The organism is Microbacterium sp. MYb72, assembly GCF_002979415.1.
Taxonomy (GTDB): Bacteria; Actinomycetota; Actinomycetes; order Actinomycetales; family Microbacteriaceae; genus Microbacterium; species Microbacterium natoriense.
Genome location: NZ_PCOT01000002.1, coordinates 99,454 through 116,666 on the forward strand (window position 1 = coordinate 99,454; position 17,213 = coordinate 116,666).

The window sequence follows — 17,213 nt, forward strand, 5'->3', positions numbered from 1 at the left end:
ATGGGCGCCCCTCACGGAGCGCCCATTCGTTCATCGGATCGTTGTCACTTGCCCGTGTCGCCGTCCAGGGCGAGCAGGGTGTTGACGGCGTCCGTCAGCCTCTTGTCGGCCTCGGCGAACGCGGTGAGGTCACCGGCCTTCAGCGCGGCCTCACGGTCGGCGAGGGCCTGAGCCGCTGCCGAGAGAGCCTGGGCTTCCGCGTCCGACGGAGGTGGCGTCGTTCCGCCCTCGGCGGGAGGAGTCGTGCCCCCTTCCTCCGGAGTGGTCGGCGTGACCTGCCCGTCACCACCCGCCGCCCCCGCCTCGCCGCCGAACAGGGCATCCAGCGCCGCTGTCAGCGTGTCCTCGAAGGCGACGTTGCCGCCGAAGGCGACCAGCACCTTCCGGAGCTTCGGAACCTGGGTGTTGTCGGCGGACTGCACGTAGACCGGCTGCACGTACAGCAGGCCGCCTCCGACCGGCAGCGTCAGCAGGTTGCCGTACGCGACCTCCGACTTTCCGATCGTCAGGACGTTCAGCTTCTCAGCGACGACCGGGTCGGAGTCGAAGGTGTTCTGCACCTGGCCAGGACCGGGCACGGTGGTGTCGTCGGTGATCTCGAGCAATCGCAGAGTGCCGTAGCCGTCCGCCCTCTTGCCCTTGTCGCCGCCGGCATCCGAGTCGACCGCCAGATAGCCCATCAGCACGTCTCGCGAGCTGCTCGACCCCGAGGAGGCGGGGATGAACGTGGAGAACATCGAGAACCGCGGCGAATCCTGCCCAGGCATCTTCATGCTCAGGTAGTACGGCGGCTGGAGCATCTCCTTGCTCCGCGGGTCCTTCGGAGTCTGCCAGCGGTTGTCGAGCTGCGCGAAGGAGCCTGCATCGTCGATGTGGTAGATCCCGAGGATGTCGCGCTGCACCTTGAACAGATCGGTCGGGTAGCGCACGTGGCTCATCAGGTCGCCGGACATCTCGCTGATCGGCTTCAGCGTGGACGGGTAGACCTTCTGCCAGGTCTGCAGCACCGGATCGCTCTTGTCCCACGCGTAGAGGGTCACGTGACCGTCGTACGCGTCGACCGTGGCCTTGACCGAGTTGCGGATGTAGTTGATCTCGTCGATCGCGAGCGACGGCGTCGGCGTGCTCGAGTCCGCGATCGCCTTGGAGAGGCTCACGCTCGTCGAGTACGGGTACGAGGCGCTGGTCGTGTAGCCGTCGACGATCCACACCACGCGTCCGTCCACGACGCTCGGGTACGGGTCGCTGTCGAGCTCGAGGTAGGGGGCGACCTTCTGCACGCGGGTCTTCGGGTCGCGGTCATAGAGGATCTGAGACTTGTCGTTGACGAGGTTCGAGAACAGGATCTGCTCGGACTGGAACTTCAGCGCGTACAGCAGCTTCGTGAACGTGGAGCCGATCGCCGGCCCTCCGTTCCCGTCGAAGGTCGTCGTCGTGTTGGCATCGCCCTCTGCACCGCGCGGGTAGTCGATCTCGACCGGGTCGGTGCCCTTGGGGGCGCCGACGATCGAGTACTCCGGCGAGTTCTCGCCGAAGTAGATCCGCGGCTCGTACTTCTCCGAGTCGGTGAGGTCTCCCGAGGTGGGCATGCCGCGCTCGATGAACACCGGCTCGCCCGACGCGGTGCGCTGGTTGCCCGCCATCGCGAGCAGCCCGTAGCCGTGGGTGTACACCGCGACGCGGTTGTTCCAGGTGTCGCTGTCGCCGAGGTTCGCCATGTCGAGATCGCGGACGGCGACCACCGTGTCCTGGGCGACGCCGTTGACCTGGTACCGGTCGACGTCGAGCGTCTGCGGGAACTGGTAGTAGTCGCGCGCCTGGTCCTGCTGGCGGATGACGTCGTTGACGATCTTCGGGTCGATGATGCGGATGGAGGCGGTCGTGTCGGCGTCCTCGCGGAGCTGGCCGGCCTCGGCATCCGTCTTCGCGGTGAAGGGGGTCACCTCGACGTCCGCGACGCCGTAGGCCTCCTTCGTGCCGTCGATGTTGCGCTGGTAGAACTGCGACTGGTACGCGTTCTGGTTCGGCTTGACCTGGAAGGTCGTGACGATCCACGGGTATCCGACGCCCACGACGAGAGACGCGACGAGCAGCAGCGCGGTACCGGCGAGCGGGAAGCGCCAGCGTCCGATGATGGCGGTGACGAAGAACAGCACGGACACCACGGCCGCGACCACCGCGAGGATGGCGAGTCCCGGGATCGTCGCGTTGACGCCCGTGTAGGCCGCTCCGGTGATGCGGTCGTCAGGAGCGACGAGGGTCTTGTACCGGTCGAGCCAGAGGCTCGCCGCCTGCACGAGCAGGTAGAGGCCCGCGATGACGGCGAGCTGGATGCGCGCGGGCTTGGAGATGCGCAGCTCGCCCTGTCCGATGCGCACGGAGCCGTAGAGGTACGACACCAGCGCGGTGACCAGGAGGCAGAGCAGAAGGACGGCCGAGACGAACGCGAGGAGGATCGTGTAGAACGGCATCGCGAACATGTAGAAGCCGGTGTCGAGGCCGAACTGCGGGTCGACCGAGTCGGTCGCCACGCCGTTCGCCCACAGCCACACGGTCTTCCACTGGCTGGCGGCGGAGAAGCCGGCGAACAGGCCGAAGAAGATCGGCATGCCCCACATCGCGAGGCGGCGGAGCGGCTCGATGACCTCCTGGTAGCGGTCGAGCTGCGAGCTCAGCCGCACGTAGACCGGTCGCAGCCGGTAGGCGAGCTGGATCGCGACGAACAGGGGCACCGCCATGCCCAGGAAGCCGATGACGAACATGAGCACGGTGGCGAACCACTGCGTCGTCAGCACGGTCGTGAATCCCAGCTGGTCGAACCAGAGGAACTCGGTGTACAGCGACGCGAAGACGAAGAAGCCCGCGATCAGCGCGGCGATGATCACCAGCGAGATCCCGACGATTCGTCGTGAGGTTCGAGGCGTGGCCGGATTCGGAGAAGAGGTCGAGGTCACCGTCCCATCCTAGGCATGCCTTACTATGCGGCGGCTCCCTGTCCGATCACGGAGAGGTCACGGGCGCTGGGCGCTCACTTCGTGCAGGTGGGCAGGGCGTCGACGTCTCCCCCGTCGGCGATGACCTCGAGAGCGCTCAGCGACTCCTCCAGCGTCGAGGTGCTGATCACCGTCAACCCCGACGGCACGTGGCCCACCACGTCGGCGCAGTTCGACTCGGGAGCCAGGAAGTAGTCGGCGCCGGCATCCCGCGCTCCGTAGAGCTTCTGACGGATGCCGCCGATCGGACCGACCGTGCCGGCGGCGTCGATCGTGCCCGTGCCGGCGACGTCCTTGCCGCCGTTGAGCTCGCCGGGGGTAAGCGTGTCGATGATCCCGAGCGCGAACATCATTCCGGCGCTCGGCCCTCCGACGTTGTCGAGCTGGATCGTCACGTCGATCGGGAAGTGGTACTCGGTGCGCAGCGAGACGCCGATCAGCCAGGTCGTGACGTCGCCCTCGGTGTGCTTCTGCGGAGTGACCTCCACCTGCTTCTCCTCGCCGCCTCTGAGCACGGTCAAGGAGACGGTGGCGCCGGCGGCATCCTGCACGGCCGTGCGCAGCTGCGTGATCGACGTCACCTCGACGCCGCCGATGGCGCTGATCACGTCGTCGGCCTGGAGCACCCCGTCGGCGGGCGAGTCCGCCGCGGGCTCGACCACGGTCACCTGCGCGCCCGTGTCATAGCCCAGCTCGCCGAGAGCCGCTGCCGTCGCCTCGTGCTGCGAATCGACCATCATCGCGGAGTTGCGCTCATCGCGCTGCTCGGTCGTGACGCCCTCGGGGAAGACGGAGTCGAGGGGCACGACCGCACGCGAGGAGTCCGACCAGGCGAGCGCGAGTTCGAACCAGCTAGGCGTGCGCTCTCGGTTGCCGACGACCTGGACGGTCGTGAGGTCCAGGCTGCCGGCGGTCTCGAAGGTCTCCGCGCCCTTGACGCTGATGAGCGGCACCTTCTCGCCGTCGGCCCCTGCGGCGGTCCCCAGCGTGTTGTACACAGGGCCGGGTCGCTGGATCACGTACGGCGAGGGCAGGAACGTGAGCACGGCGAGGGAGAGCAGTGCGACGATCAGCGCCCATACGCCCAGTCCGAGCTTCACAGACCGGGTTCGATCCACAGCAATCCTCCGTCGTTCGCGAGCGGCGTACAGCGAACGGGACCGTGCACCTGTCTCGGTGACTAGCGTAGATCCCACGGCTATAGGCGTGCTGAGAGGGCGAGCGAGATGTCAGACAACGATCCGACCCCCGAGGACTTCCAGGAGTTCCTCCGAAGAATGATGTCCGGCCAGGGCGGTGGAGACATCGACCCTGAGGAGCTGCGCAACGCCCTCGGCGGCATGGAGGGTCTTCAGCTCGACCCGGCGATGATGCAGACGATCATGTCCCAGCTGCAGGGCGCCTTCAACGGCGACCCCTGGGAGAACGCGCTGCGTCAGGCCCTGCACATCGCGAACCGCGACGGCCTCGGCATCAGCGACGGCTCCCGCACGTCTCTCGTCGATTCGTTCGCCCTGGCGAACCTGTGGCTCGGCGAGGTCACGACGATCTCCGAGCTGTCGGAGGCCCCCAAGGCCATGACCCGCGGCGAGTGGGTCGAGGCGACCCTGCCCGTGTGGAAGGAGATCGCCGACCCCGTGTCGACGAGCATCGCCGATGCGCTGACCGGCGCCCTCGACACCCAGGTCCCCGAGGAGATGCGCGGCATCGTGCAGGGCGCGGGAAAGCTCATGCGGGGTCTCGGCGGCTCGGTGTTCGCCGCGCAGTTCGGTCAGGTGCTGGGCAACCTGTCGCTCGAGGTCGTCTCCGGAGGGGACGTCGGCATCCCCGTGCTCCCTGCGGGGACGGCGGCGGTCATCCCGCAGAACCTCACCGCCTTCGGCGAGGGCCTGGAGATCCCCGAGGATCAGATCGCCCTGTACCTCGCCACACGCGAGCTCGCCTACGCCCGCCTGTACCGGCACGCGAAGTGGCTGCACCTGCACGTCATGGCGCAGATCACGGATTTCGCCCGCGGAGTGTCCGTCGACATGGACGCCCTCGAAGACGTCGCCAGCCGCCTGGACCCGTCCAACCCCGAGGAGCTGCGGGCCGCCATCGAGGGCGGCGCACTGCTGCCCGCGCAGACGGAGGCGCAGCGCGAGGCTCTGGCCCGCCTGGAGAACCTCGTGGCGACGATCGACGGATGGGTCGACGTCGTCACGGCGCAGGCGACCTCCCGGCTGCCCGACGGTGCGCGCATCGCCGAGGCTGCGCGGCGACGCCGCGCGGTGGGCGGTCCCGCCGAAGACGCTCTCGGCGCCCTGGTCGGACTCAAGCTCCGTCCGCGCCGCCTTCGCGAGGCCTCCGCCATGTGGCAGGCGGTGACGGATGCCGTCGGAACGGCCGCCCGCGACGCGCTGTGGGACTACCCGGACCTCATGCCCACCGCCGAGGACATCGACGACCCGAGCGCCCTCGTGTCACGACTGCAGGCGCTCGCCCGCGGCGAGCAGCCAGAGGCCGACGAGTTCGACGAGGCGCTCGCACGCCTCCTCGACGGCGATGACTTCTCCGACAGCGGGCCGGACGCCGGTGCGGAAGACGACGAGCCCGGCCCCGGAGACGAACGACCCGTCTGACCGCCGGCGGATGCCTCCGCCACCCTCCACGGACGAGTTGTCCACCGATGAGTCCGGCCCGCCCCACGGCGGCGCCGGACTCTTCAGAATCGGGGCATGCCTCCGCTGACCTCGAAGACGATCACCCGCCTCGACCCCGCGCTGCCGCTGCTGTGGCGCGACGGGGAGACCCTGCAGTTCGGCGTCGACGGCGACGTCAGGGTGCGTGTCGACGCACCCTGGGTCGAGCTGCTTCTCGCGCGCATGGCGAACGGCTTCCGGCGCGTGTCGTTCGACGTCATCGCACACGGTGCGGGTGCTCCCCACAAGCAGGCCAGAGCACTGCTGGCGCGGGTGGAACCGCTGCTCGTCGACGAGGAGGTCTCGTACCGGGCGGCCTGGGTGGAGAGCATCGATCACGTCGACGGACGCGACGAGTACCGGATGCGGGAGGCTCTCGCCGACGAGGGCGTCTCCCTGGGGCGCCGCGAGAGCCGTGAGGATGTCGGCGTGATCCTCGTGCAGGGTGCCGCCGCTGCGCTCCAGTTCGCCCGCTACCTGCGCGAGGACACGACGCACCTGCCGGTCGCGTTCGAGCGCGGCAGGACGACGGTGGGGCCGCTCGTGGTCCCGGGGCGGTCGGCCTGCCTGGCCTGTCGAGACGGCCACGAGCGCGATCGCGACCCCGCGTGGCCGCGGCTGCACACCCAGCTGATCGGTCGCGGCGCCGGCCCGATCTCCGCCGCGCGCGTCGCGGAGGCCGCGACGCTGGCCGCCCGCCTGCTCTCCGACGCGGCGGAGGTGGGGACGTACGCGGAGGTCAGCGCGACGCGCGGCCGGTCGTGGCGCTCGGTGTCGTTTCACGAAGATTGCCGGTGCCGCGTGCCGTCGTCCCGATCTCCGCGAGGAACCTCGACGGCGCCCGTTCGCCTCGACCAGCCGAGCGAGACCAGGACAGCGACAGCGTTCGCGCGGCCCGCGTGACGCCGACGTACGCGAGTCGGCGCTCCTCGTCGATCGCCTCGAAGCCCGTCGCATACGAGATCGGCAGCGATCCCTCGGCCCAGCCCGCGAGGTGCACGTGGGGCCATTCGAGGCCCTTCGCGGCGTGCAGGGTCGACAGCGTCACCGTGCGCATGGTCGGCTCGTGCTGGTCCTTGGCCCTGGCCATCAGCGCGTCGCTGAACCCGCGCAGCGTCGCGTCGGGGCCCGCCTCTTCCGCAAGACGGAGGATCGCGCGCCTGGCCTCCCAGCCGTCGCGCTGCGCACCGCCCGCCGCGGGCGGCTCCTCCGTGAGGCCGAGCTCGCGGAGCACCCGCTGCACCCCGGCGAGGAAGGAGTGCTCGGTCGGGGCCACAGCGGCGGCCCGGAGTGCGAGGATCGCCTGACGCACTTCGGGCATGTTGAAGAAGCGGGTGCCGCCGAGCACGCTCGTCGCGATGCCCTCCGCGGCGAGCGCCTGCTGGAGCACGGCGGACTGCGCGTGTGCGCGGTAGAGCACAGCGATGTCGGCAGGGGAAGCCCCAGCCTCGATCCGCGCGGAGATCGCCGCGGCGATGCCCGCCGCCTCCTCCCCCTCCGTGTCGAAGGCCGTGACCGTCGGCGGATCCGCGCTGAACGAATCGCGCGCGGGGACCAGCTCGAGTGCGCCAGGACGCCCGTGCATGAGGGCGTTGGCTGCTTCGAGGATGGGCGCCTGCGATCGGTAGTTCGTCTCCAGGCGAACGACGGTGGCATCGGGATGACGGCGCTCGAACTCCAGGAGGAACCGCTGCTCGGCGCCCGCGAACGAGTAGATCGTCTGGCTCGCGTCGCCGACGACGCAGATGTCGCGCCGGTCTCCGAGCCACAGCTCCAGCAGCCGGTTCTGCAGGGGCGACACGTCCTGGTACTCGTCGACGGTGAAGTGCCGGTACTGCTCGTGCACGGACGCCGCGACCCGCGGCTCGGCCTCGAGCATCCCCGCACAGGCGAGGAGCACGTCCTCGAAGTCGAGCTGGTGACGTTCGTCCTTCAGCGCCTCGTAGGCCCGTTGCAGCTCGACCAGCTGCGTGGCGTCGACGCCGCTCACCGTTCGGCCGAGCGCGGCATGCTGGTCGATCGAGAGCATCGAGACCTTGCGCCACTCGATCTCCGACGCGATGTCCCTGAGCGTCGCCGTGCTGGGGCGCAGCCGCATGGCGTCGGCCGCCTGTCCGAGCATCCGGACCTTGTTGTCGATGATGCCCGGCGCGGGCGCCCCGGCGAGCGTGGGCCAGAAGAAGTTGAGCTGCGCGAGCGCGGCGGCGTGGAAGGTGCGCGCCGCGACGCCCTCGACGCCGAGGGCCCGCAGTCGGCCTCGCAGCTCGCCGGCGGCCTTCGCGGTGAAGGTCACGGCCATCACCCGCGAGGGCGAGTACGCCCCGGTGTCGACGCCGTGCGCGATGCGGTGCGTGATCACGCGGGTCTTTCCCGTGCCGGCCCCGGCGAGCACCGCGACAGGGCCCCGCAGGACGGATGCCGCCTGCCTCTGCCTTTCGTCGAGTGCCTCCAGCGCGCTCACGCGCGCTCCTCGTACCAGGCGATGATCAGCGCGCGGGCGATGGAGGCCGGCCCCGGCAGGCCCACCGGACCCTCTCCGGCGAGCGCGGAGCCGATCTCTGCGCGGGAGAACCAGCGCACGTCGATGATCTCCTCGCCGTCTGGGCGCGCCTCGTTCTCGTCCACCACGACGGCGCGGAAGCCCAGCATGAGAGAACGAGGGAACGGCCACGGCTGCGAGGAGACGTAGCGCAGCGATGACAGCCGCACGCCGGACTCCTCCTCGATCTCCCGATGAACGGTGGACTCCAGCGACTCCCCCGCCTCGGTGAACCCCGCGAAGCAGGAGTACATGCGTCCGGCCCAGTTGGCGTTGGCGCCCAGCAGCAGCCGCTCGCCGTCAGCGCTCTCGACCGCGACGATCACAGCCGGATCGGTGCGCGGGAAGTGCTCGCGTCCGCACTGCAGGCACCGGCGGGACCAGCCCGCCTGACGCAGCTCGGTGCCTCCACCGCACGCGGGGCAGAAGGGCGCGTCGCGCAGCCACCCGCCGAGGGCGAGCGCCTCGATGAGGAGTTCGGTGTCGTCGGCGCCGAGTCTCGCACCGAGATCGCGGAGTCCCAGCCAGGTCTCGTCCGGCGCCGCGTCGATCGTGTCGGCCTCAGGCCCGAGAGCCGCGAGCAGGATGGCGGCGCCCTCAGAGCTGCGCCCCAGGAGAGCCCAGGTCGCATCCGCGATCGTCGACGGTGCGACGAGGAGCAGACCGTCGCGGTCGACGCGCACCCGCCCCTCACGCACGGCGACCACCCGGGTCGTCTCCTCCGCACGCAGTCGCTCGATGACGTCCGGCTCCGCGCGGAGATCGGCTGCGCGGTCGATGGGCGTGTGCGGAATGGTCATCGACTCCCTCTCTCACGGGCGTGGCGGGGGCGGAACAGCCCCTGAGCCGACCTACCCTGGGGGTATGGGACGCTCTCCTTTCACTCTAGCCGCGGCAGTGACGGCCGCACTGCCCGGAGCGGAGGTGACGGGCGCACGCGCTCTGACCGCCGATGGCGACGGACGGTTCGACTCCGCGGTCGCCTCACTGCGCGACGGCCGCGAGCTCGCGATCCGGGTCGCCGACGACGACGAGGCCGCAACAGAGCTGGCCGCCGAAGCCCTCGCGCTGCGCGCGCTGACCACCGGCGCCCGCGCGATGCTGCCGTTCCGCGCCCCCGAGTACATCGGCGAGACCCGTCTCGACGATGCCAGGGCGCTGGTGACCGAACTCCTCCCGGGTTTCCAGATCGAAGCAGCGCATGTCCCCGCCGGGCGCGGCGCTGCGGAGTCGATGGGCGCCGCGATCGCCGCAGTGCACGCCATGCCGACCTCGGTCGTGCGCGGCGCAGGACTCCTCACCCGCACCTCTCAGGAGAGCCGCGACGAGATCGAGCGGCTCGTCGATGCGGCGGCGGCGACAGGCCGCGTCCCTGCACGGCTGACGGTCCGCTGGCGTGAGGCTGTCGCCGACGACGATCTCTGGCGCTTCGAGTCCACCGTGACTCTCGGCGGCGTGCAGTCCACCTCCTTCCTCTTCGACGACGATGCGGAGCGGGGACCCGAGGTCTCCGGCATCGTGGGGTGGCATGCCCTGTCCGTCGGAGACCCCGCCGTCGACCTGGCATGGCTCTCGACGGCGCCGGATGCCGCGGCCGATGTGCAGGCCGCCTACGCCCGCGCGGCCGACCGGACGCCGGATGCCGCACTCGAGGTCAGAGGGCGACTGCTCGCAGAACTGGAGTTCGCCCGCTGGCTCGTGCACGGCGACTCCCTGCGCCGCCCCGACATCGTCGACGACGCGGCCGCTCTTCTCGAGGCTCTGGCCGACGGCCTGCACGCCGATGACCTCACGGTGATCACGGCCCGCAACGAGGGCGTCGACTCCGCCATGGACGCGCTCGACCGCGTGCCCGAGAGCACGGTCGTCGCCGTCGACACCTCGATGCAGACCGATGCCTACAACCCCGACGAGCTCTGGCGCGATGAGGACCTCGACTCCGAGACATCGGAGGCCGCGCACCGCGCCGAGGTCGGCAGCCTGGAGACCGAGGACCTCTCCGCCGTGCGTTCGGTCTCGGCGCAGGCGGACGAAGAAGGACGAACCTCCGCCGCCCCGCACGACTCCGAACAGCAGCGCGAGCGCGCCGCGACCGAGGCCGAGCCGGAGGACGAGGCTCAGCGTGCTGCGCGCGCCGCACTCCAGCGCTGGAAGAGCTCCGACTCCGAGTAGACGCGGTCGCCCCTGATCACCAGGTCGTCCGCCACGTAGTAGAGCGCGACGTCGATCTCCTCCAGAGGCACACCGAATCGGCGATGGTAGGCCAGCCGGTACAGGGCGAGCTGCAGCATCCGCTCCTCGCGCTCCTCCGCCGTGCGCGGCGCCTTGCCCGTCTTCCAGTCGACGATCTCGATGCGGCCTCCGCGATCCTCGCGCCGGTACACCGCGTCGAGCTTGCAGATGACAATATGTCGTGGTTCTGCCATGGTCGCCGAACCCGAACCGGCGCCCGAGCGCTCACTGCTCCGCACACCCGACACACCTGGTGGTTCTGCCATGGTCGCCGACGCCGAACCGGCGCCCGAGCGATCACTGCTCCGCACACCCGACACACCTGGTGGTTCTGTCGCGGGCGCCGACGCCGAACCGGCGCCCGAGCCCAGGGCGAAGTCGATCTCGATCTCGACGGCGATGGGCTGCAGCGCACCCCACTCGCTGCGTTCGAAGGTCTCCTGCAACGCCGTCAGATCGGCGACATCCGCTGACGACACGTCTCCGGGCCCCGCCGCGGCATCGTCCTCGTCCAGCTCCCAGAGCGCCTCGTCGACCCGCGTCCCGATCCCGACCAGCTCGCTCCGATGCTCGACCCACGCATGGAACAGGGTGCCGAGACGCGTCTGCCGGTACGGTCTTTCGGGCATCGGCCTCACGATCGACGACAGCGTGCCCCCGAAATCCGTGACGTAGTCCTTGAACTTCGACGCCGGCACGCGCGTCGGAGGCGCGGCATCCGTTCCCCGCAGTCGAGCGGCGCGCTCCGCGAGCAGCCGCGCCAGTTCGGGCGTGGGCTCCGGGTCGCTCCCCGCGGCCGCGTGCACCGCGGTCGACGCGGCCTCGACGACCGGCCTCCTCGCCCCGAGAGGATCCAGCGGCCACGTGAGGGTGGCGCCCGGGCCGTCGTACGGGTTCTCATCCGGGTCTACGGGCTCGATCGGATCCGTTCCCAGCACCTGCATGGCCTCGAGCAGGTACGGGCTCGGATCACGCGGCTTCTTCTGCCCCGCCCAGTGCGCACCGGTGAGCAGAAGATCGGTGCGCGCGCGGGTCACCGCCACGTAGGCGAGACGCCGTTCCTCCTGCTGCTGGTAGTCGCGGTACGCCGCCTTGAACACCGTGAGCGCTCCGGGAGCGTTCTTGCTGGCGCTGGTGAGCGAGGCGACGCCTGCCTTGAGCCTCTTCGCCGGATCGTCCTCGCCGGCGACGGCCTCGTCCGGATCCCAGGTGAAGCGCGGCAGCGCGTCACGGTCGCCGCGCAGCGCGAATGGAACGACCCCGAAGCCGAACCACCCCGAGGTGTCGGTCGGTCTGCTGGGCAGCTCGTCGGCGACCAGCCGCACGACCGCGACGGCATCCCACTCCAGTCCCTTGGAGCCGTGGATCGTGAGCAGCTGCACCACACCGGGTTCCGGCGGCTCCGGCCGCGGCATCAGCTCGTCCGTGCTCTCGGCCTTGTCCAGCCAGGCCAGCAGGCTCCCGATGGTCCCCCGCTCGTCGGCCGCGAGGAACGCCCGCACCTCGTCGGCGAAGGCGCGCAGCTGCGTCGCCGCGACTCGAGCCGGTCCTCTGGTCTCGTTCGCGGCGAGCTCGATGTCGAGCCGCAGCTCGAGCTCGATGAGTCTGATCAACTCGGAGATCGGCTGCGATGACGCCCGGCGCAGCCGCTCGAGCATCTCCCCCGCCGCCCGGATGCGTGCACGGCCCTCGGCGCTGATTCCCTCCAGCATCCGGTAGTCGTCACGCACGGCCCGCACGACGTCGACCGCGTCGATGATCGAGATCGCCTCGTCGGCGCCGCGCGATGAGCGCAGACGGATGCGGACCTCCTCCGGGAGCGGCCCCATCGCGGTGTCGGTCTCGGAGAGACGGCGGCCGAGGTCGTAGAGGGCGGCCATGTCGGCGACGCCGACGCCGAACCGCGGCCCGGTGAGCAGACGGATCAGCGCCGAGCCCGCGGTCGGGTCGTGCACCACGCGAAGGGTCGAGACGACGTCGACGACCTCGGGGGTCGAGAGCAGACCGCCGAGCCCGAGGATGCGATGCGGGATGCCGCGCGCCGCGAGAGCCGCGGCGAAGGTCTGCATGTGCTTCTTCGAGCGGAACAGGATCGCCCCGGTGTGCGGGCGCCCGGCGGCATCCTGATCGTGCGCGGCCCGGCGGTCGGCGAACCACGCGGCGACGTCGTCCGCCTCGTCGTCGACCGTGAACGCGAAGCGCACCTCGGCCCTGCCGTCTCCGGCGCCGGGGCGCGGGTCGAGCGGCGGGACGTCGAGCCCCGGGCGCTGCAGCGGCACCAGCACCTCGTTCGCGATGTCGAGGATCCGTCTGTCGTTGCGCCAGCTCGTCATCAGGCTGTAGGTCTGCGCGCCGTGACCGCCGGAGAAGGCCCCGGAGAACGCGTACAGGTTGTCGGCGCTGGCGCCGCGCCATCCGTAGATCGACTGGTGCGGATCGCCCACCGCCATGACGGCGGAGTCCCGGAACAGTTCGGCGAGGAATCTGGTCTGGATCACCGAGGTGTCCTGATACTCGTCGAGCAGGACGACGCGGTGCTGCTCGCGGAGCTCCTCCCGCACGTCGGGCGCCGACTCGACGATGTCGTACGCGCCGCCGACCTGATCGGCGAAGTCCAGCACACCGCGGCGCTCCTTCTCGGCGATGTAGTCGCGCACCAGACTGGCGAGCGTCGACAGGCTGAGCAGATTGGCCGTGGCCTTCCCGATGACGTCGTTGCTCGTGTAGGGCTCGAACGCACGAGCCTGTGCGACCGCGATGCGCACGGCCTCGTCGAGATCGACCCGATGATCGAGAACGTCGCCGGCGAGGCGCTGGACGGCGTCGATCACGGTGCCGACGGCGAACTCGATCTCCTCGAGCTCGGCCAGGTCGCTGCGCAGCACGACCTCGCGCGCCAGCATCCAGGATGCCGCCTGGCTGAGCATCGCGACGTCGGAGTCCCGACCGATGCGCGCGGCGTGCTCGCGCACGATGCCGTCGGCGAAGGCGTTGTACGTCGACACGCGAGGGCGGATCATCAGCTCCTCGGCCGTGCGCGGGGCGGCGGGATCCCACCCCGTGCCGTACGACTCCGCGAGCTCGTCGAGCACGTGCCGGCGCACGAGCTCGCGCTGGCGACCAGCGACCGCCTCGTCGACGCGGCGGAGCGCGCCCGATGAGACGATCTCGGGGAGATGCGGCAGGAGACCCCGACGACCGTACTCGTCGATCACCGCGAGCCTGACGCCGATCCGCTCGGCGAGCTCTCCCGCCGCCTTGCGCGTGAACGTCAGCCCGAGGATCTCATCCCGGCGCACGTGACCGTTCGCGACGAGCCAGACGACGCGCCCCGACATGGTCTCGGTCTTGCCGCTGCCCGCGCCGGCGACGACGAGCGCGGGAGCGGGCGGCGCCTCGATCACGCGCTGCTGCGCAGCGGTGGGCGGTGGCTGCCCGAGCGCCGCGGCGATGTCGGTGGCGGAGAGGCCGAGGGTTCCGGGCCAGGTCGGGGTCATGCGCTCACCGCCGGAACGGTGTGGATGCGGCAGGGCTTGACCCTGTTGCCCTGAGTGTCGGCGCAGTGCGCTTCGACCTGAGCCGTGAAGCTCGACGCCGACATGCCACGCGCGGCCTCGGACACCCGCAGGAGGAACGCCTCTCGTCCCTCGTCGTCGAGGGTGTGCTGATGCGCGATGCGGTAGTCGCTCTTGGCCAGCGTCTTCGACACGATGACGAGCCGCGCGCCGGCGAGCGCCGTGGGTTCGGCCCCGTCGATGAGGCCCTGCTGCACCGCGATCTGATAGGCCGCGAGCTGGGCGTGGGCGAGCACTCCGGAGTCGGACTCCGGGTCGTTCTTGCCGGTCTTGAGGTCGACGACGACCACCCTCTCCTTCTCCGCAGCCGCGGTGATCGGCGCCGAACCGCGCCCTCGGGCATGACTGTGGTCTCCGGAGCCGACGGGGTACGCCTCGACCCTGTCGATGAAGCCGTGGATGATCGCCTGCCCGCTCCGGTCCTCCCCGACCTCGTGCACGGCGTGCTCGTCGTCGACGTCGACGGCGAAGCGGAACTCCACCTCGCTCGCGATCGCCCGACCGCCGTCGGCGCGCACGTCGCCGAGATAGGCGTGCAGGCGATCCACGAGAAGATCGGCGCGTCTGCGCTCCTTGCGTCCGATCCACTCGGTCTCGAAGTCGAGCTCCGGCCAGTGCTCCTCCACGATCGCGCGCATCCGCTCGAGGTCTCCGTCCGGCACCTTCTCCATCGCCTCGTGCACGATCGTGCCGATTCCGGCCGTGGGGGGCATCACCGTGTCGCCGCCGAGCGCCGAGACCACCCAGTTCACGCCACACTCCTCGAACGACTCCATCTTCGACGGCGACACCTTCGCCCCGTCGACGGCGAGATCGCGCAGCGGCGCGTCGGTCGTCGGCGGAGTCACCCCGTACCAGTCGGAGGGGTCTGCGCCGGGCACGCCCTCACGCGCCAGCACGGCGAGTTGCGCAGCGGCCTCGGCTCTCGCCGCGGGTGAGGACGAGGTGGTGAGGATCCGGCGATGACGCGCGACCAGGCCGCGAAGGGTGAGCGGATGCTCGGCGGACGCGTGCAGCTCCGGCGGATCGGGCTTCGGCAGGAACCCGAAGAACGGGCTCGGCGTCAGGTCGTCGTCGTCGACCGCGGTGATCAGCAGCCGCGTGCGCGCTCGCGACACCGCACGCACGAACAGCCTCAGCTCGTCGTGCAGGGCCGCACGCCGCCGATCGAGGACACCGGGCTCGGGGACGACCACTCCGTCGCGCACGGCGGAGAGCGCATCGGCCAGCCGCCAGGTCTGCAGCATCCCTCCGCGCAGCCGCACGTTGGGCCAGATGCCGTCCTGCACACCGGCGACGACGACGGCGTCGAACTCGGTTCCCAGCGCCGTCGCGGGAGTCAGCAGCGTGACGCGCCCCGGACGGTCGGGGCTCGACAGCGAGTCCTCGGGCACCTCGCTGTCGAGGATGTCACGCACGAAGACGTCGGGCTTCTCGTTCGGCGTGCGCTCGACGAACCTCTTGGCCGCATCGAAGAGCGAGACCAGCGCGTCGAGCGCCCGCGCCGTCTCCGCCCCGGACGCCTGCAGCGCCATCTCCCGCCACGCGACCTGCAGACGTCGACCGTCGACGGCGCGTGCCTGGTCCCAGATCCGCCACAGCAGGTCATGGATCGTCTCGCCCCGCTCGGCCGCCGCCGACACCGCGGCGATCGTCTCCGCGAACCGCGAGGCGGTGCGCGACTCGGCCGCATCGATGAGGGTGAAGTGCGCGGGCGCGGCGAACGCCTGGCGCAGGAGCTCGCGCGCCGGAGTGGATCCGCCCTGTTCGAGTTCGATGTGCCGCAGCCGCGCACGCAGGCGACGGAGGCCGATGGCGTCCATCCCGCCGAACGGCGTGCGCAGCGCCTCCTCCAGCATCTGCGGAGTTCGCTCCTCGACGGGCGTGAGCGCGAGCCGCACCGCCTCGACGATGTCGCGCACGATGCTCTCGCTGCCCAGCGGACGCTGCACACCAGCCGCTCTGGTCGGGATCTCACGCGCGGCGAGCTCGCCCTCGAGGGTCGTCACCTGACGGGTGTCGTGCGCGATGACCGCCATCCTGTCCCAGGGGATGCCGCCTGCGAGGTGCCAGTCGCGCATCACCCCGGCGATCCTGTCGAGCTCCTCGTAGGGTGACGGGGCGATGAACGTGCTCACCGCCTCGGTCGTCTCGTCCGCGCCGACGGGAGCGGGCGCGCGGCGGTGATCCACCCGGCCGGAGGCGCCGATGGCCTGCGTGACCGTGCGGGTCAGCGCGGTGAGCGCCGGCGCCTGCCGGTGCGGACCGTCGAGGACGTGCACGTCGCCCAGTGCGCCGGCGAGCCGAGCGAAGAGCTCGGGGCTGGCGCCCCGGAAGGCGCCCGAGGAGATGTCGGGATCGCCGAACGCGAGCACGGCGATGTCCCTGCCTCGGAGCGCCTGCACGACGGCCACCCCGCCTCGGGTGAGCTCCTGCGCGTCGTCGATCAGCACCGCTCGCAGCGACGCGAGGGGGCCGAGGGTCGCCGCGTCGGCGGACCGCAGGATCTCCCCCGCCTCCGCGAGGAGGTCTGCGGCGTCGCGGTGGGCGGCCCTGGAGGCGTCGAGCACCGTGCGATACTCCACGAGGAAGTCCGCCACGGCCGCCCAGGTCGGATCTCCGGCCGTTCTGAGCTCGTCCGGTGACGCGCCCATCTCGACGCACTCCGCGATGAGGGCGCGCAGCTCGGAGCGGAAGCCCTTCGACGCCCGCACCGACGGGCTGAGGGCGTCGGGCCACGAGATGTGCCCGTCCTCCTCGTCTCCGGCGAGCAGTTCGGCGATGAGCCGGTCCTGGTCGGCGCCCGTGAGCAGCGCCGGGGGCTCCTCGCCCGCCCTGACCATCGCCCCGCGAACGAGCTGGAACGCGAAGGACCCGAGCGACCGGGCCAGAGGACCCGGCGTGGCCTGGCCGATGCGCACGCCGATGCGGTCGCGGAGCGCGGTGGCCGCCTGACGGCTCGGCGTGAGGACCAGCACCTCCTCCGGCCGCATCCCCTCGACGTCGAGCAGGTGCACGATGCGGTCGACGAGGGTGCGGGTCTTTCCCGTGCCGGGGGCGCCGATGATCACACCGGACGCCGCCGCAGCAGCGGCGACGACGGCTCGCTGCGCGGCATCCTGAGTCACGGATTCCACGCTACTGGGATGTCCGGACATCGGCCCTCCCGCCCGCGGTGACGCCCGCGTGCGCT

8 protein-coding genes are annotated in these 17,213 nt (G+C 70.8%); 2 read left to right on the forward strand and 6 right to left on the reverse strand.

Annotated features, from left to right (window positions below):
• Nucleotides 1-44: 44 nt before the first annotated feature.
• Together CQ047_RS01500 and CQ047_RS01505 are read right to left on the reverse strand one after the other, a co-directional pair.
• Nucleotides 45-2,954 (reverse strand): UPF0182 family protein, encoded by a 2,910-nt coding sequence (locus tag CQ047_RS01500; RefSeq protein WP_105672509.1) that lies wholly within the window; start codon nt 2,952-2,954, stop codon nt 45-47.
• A gap of 74 nt (nt 2,955-3,028) precedes the next feature.
• Complete coding sequence (locus CQ047_RS01505; RefSeq protein WP_105672510.1) at nt 3,029-4,111, reverse strand: PDZ domain-containing protein; 1,083 nt, start codon at nt 4,109-4,111, stop codon at nt 3,029-3,031.
• Nucleotides 4,112-4,219: 108 nt separating this feature from the next.
• Here CQ047_RS01505 and CQ047_RS01510 point away from each other — a divergent pair, with 108 nt between their 5' ends.
• Complete coding sequence (locus tag CQ047_RS01510; protein WP_105672511.1) at nt 4,220-5,614, forward strand: zinc-dependent metalloprotease; 1,395 nt, start codon at nt 4,220-4,222, stop codon at nt 5,612-5,614.
• A gap of 799 nt (nt 5,615-6,413) precedes the next feature.
• Here CQ047_RS01510 and CQ047_RS01515 read toward each other — a convergent pair.
• Both CQ047_RS01515 and nudC read right to left on the reverse strand, forming a co-directional pair.
• A complete protein-coding gene (locus CQ047_RS01515; protein WP_105672512.1) occupies nt 6,414-8,135 on the reverse strand; it encodes an ATP-dependent helicase in 1,722 nt (573 codons plus the stop codon).
• On the reverse strand, nt 8,132-9,013 hold the full coding sequence (gene nudC / locus CQ047_RS01520) for an NAD(+) diphosphatase (RefSeq protein WP_105672513.1): 882 nt from the start codon (nt 9,011-9,013) through the stop codon (nt 8,132-8,134). Before nudC ends, CQ047_RS01515 begins: the two co-directional genes overlap by 4 nt.
• Nucleotides 9,014-9,077: 64 nt before the next feature.
• Here nudC and CQ047_RS01525 point away from each other — a divergent pair, with 64 nt between their 5' ends.
• Complete coding sequence (locus CQ047_RS01525) at nt 9,078-10,385, forward strand: phosphotransferase (RefSeq protein WP_105672514.1); 1,308 nt, start codon at nt 9,078-9,080, stop codon at nt 10,383-10,385.
• On the opposite strand, the gene CQ047_RS01530 is transcribed toward CQ047_RS01525, so the two are convergent.
• Together CQ047_RS01530 and CQ047_RS01535 are read right to left on the reverse strand one after the other, a co-directional pair.
• Nucleotides 10,331-13,942: an ATP-dependent DNA helicase gene (locus CQ047_RS01530; RefSeq protein WP_105672515.1), complete on the reverse strand. Its 3,612-nt coding sequence runs from the start codon at nt 13,940-13,942 to the stop codon at nt 10,331-10,333. The two genes, CQ047_RS01525 and CQ047_RS01530, sit on opposite strands and share 55 nt — an antisense overlap.
• Nucleotides 13,939-17,148: an ATP-dependent DNA helicase gene (locus CQ047_RS01535; protein WP_258132428.1), complete on the reverse strand. Its 3,210-nt coding sequence runs from the start codon at nt 17,146-17,148 to the stop codon at nt 13,939-13,941. The genes CQ047_RS01530 and CQ047_RS01535 overlap by 4 nt, the downstream gene beginning before the upstream one ends.
• Nucleotides 17,149-17,213: the final 65 nt, after the last annotated feature.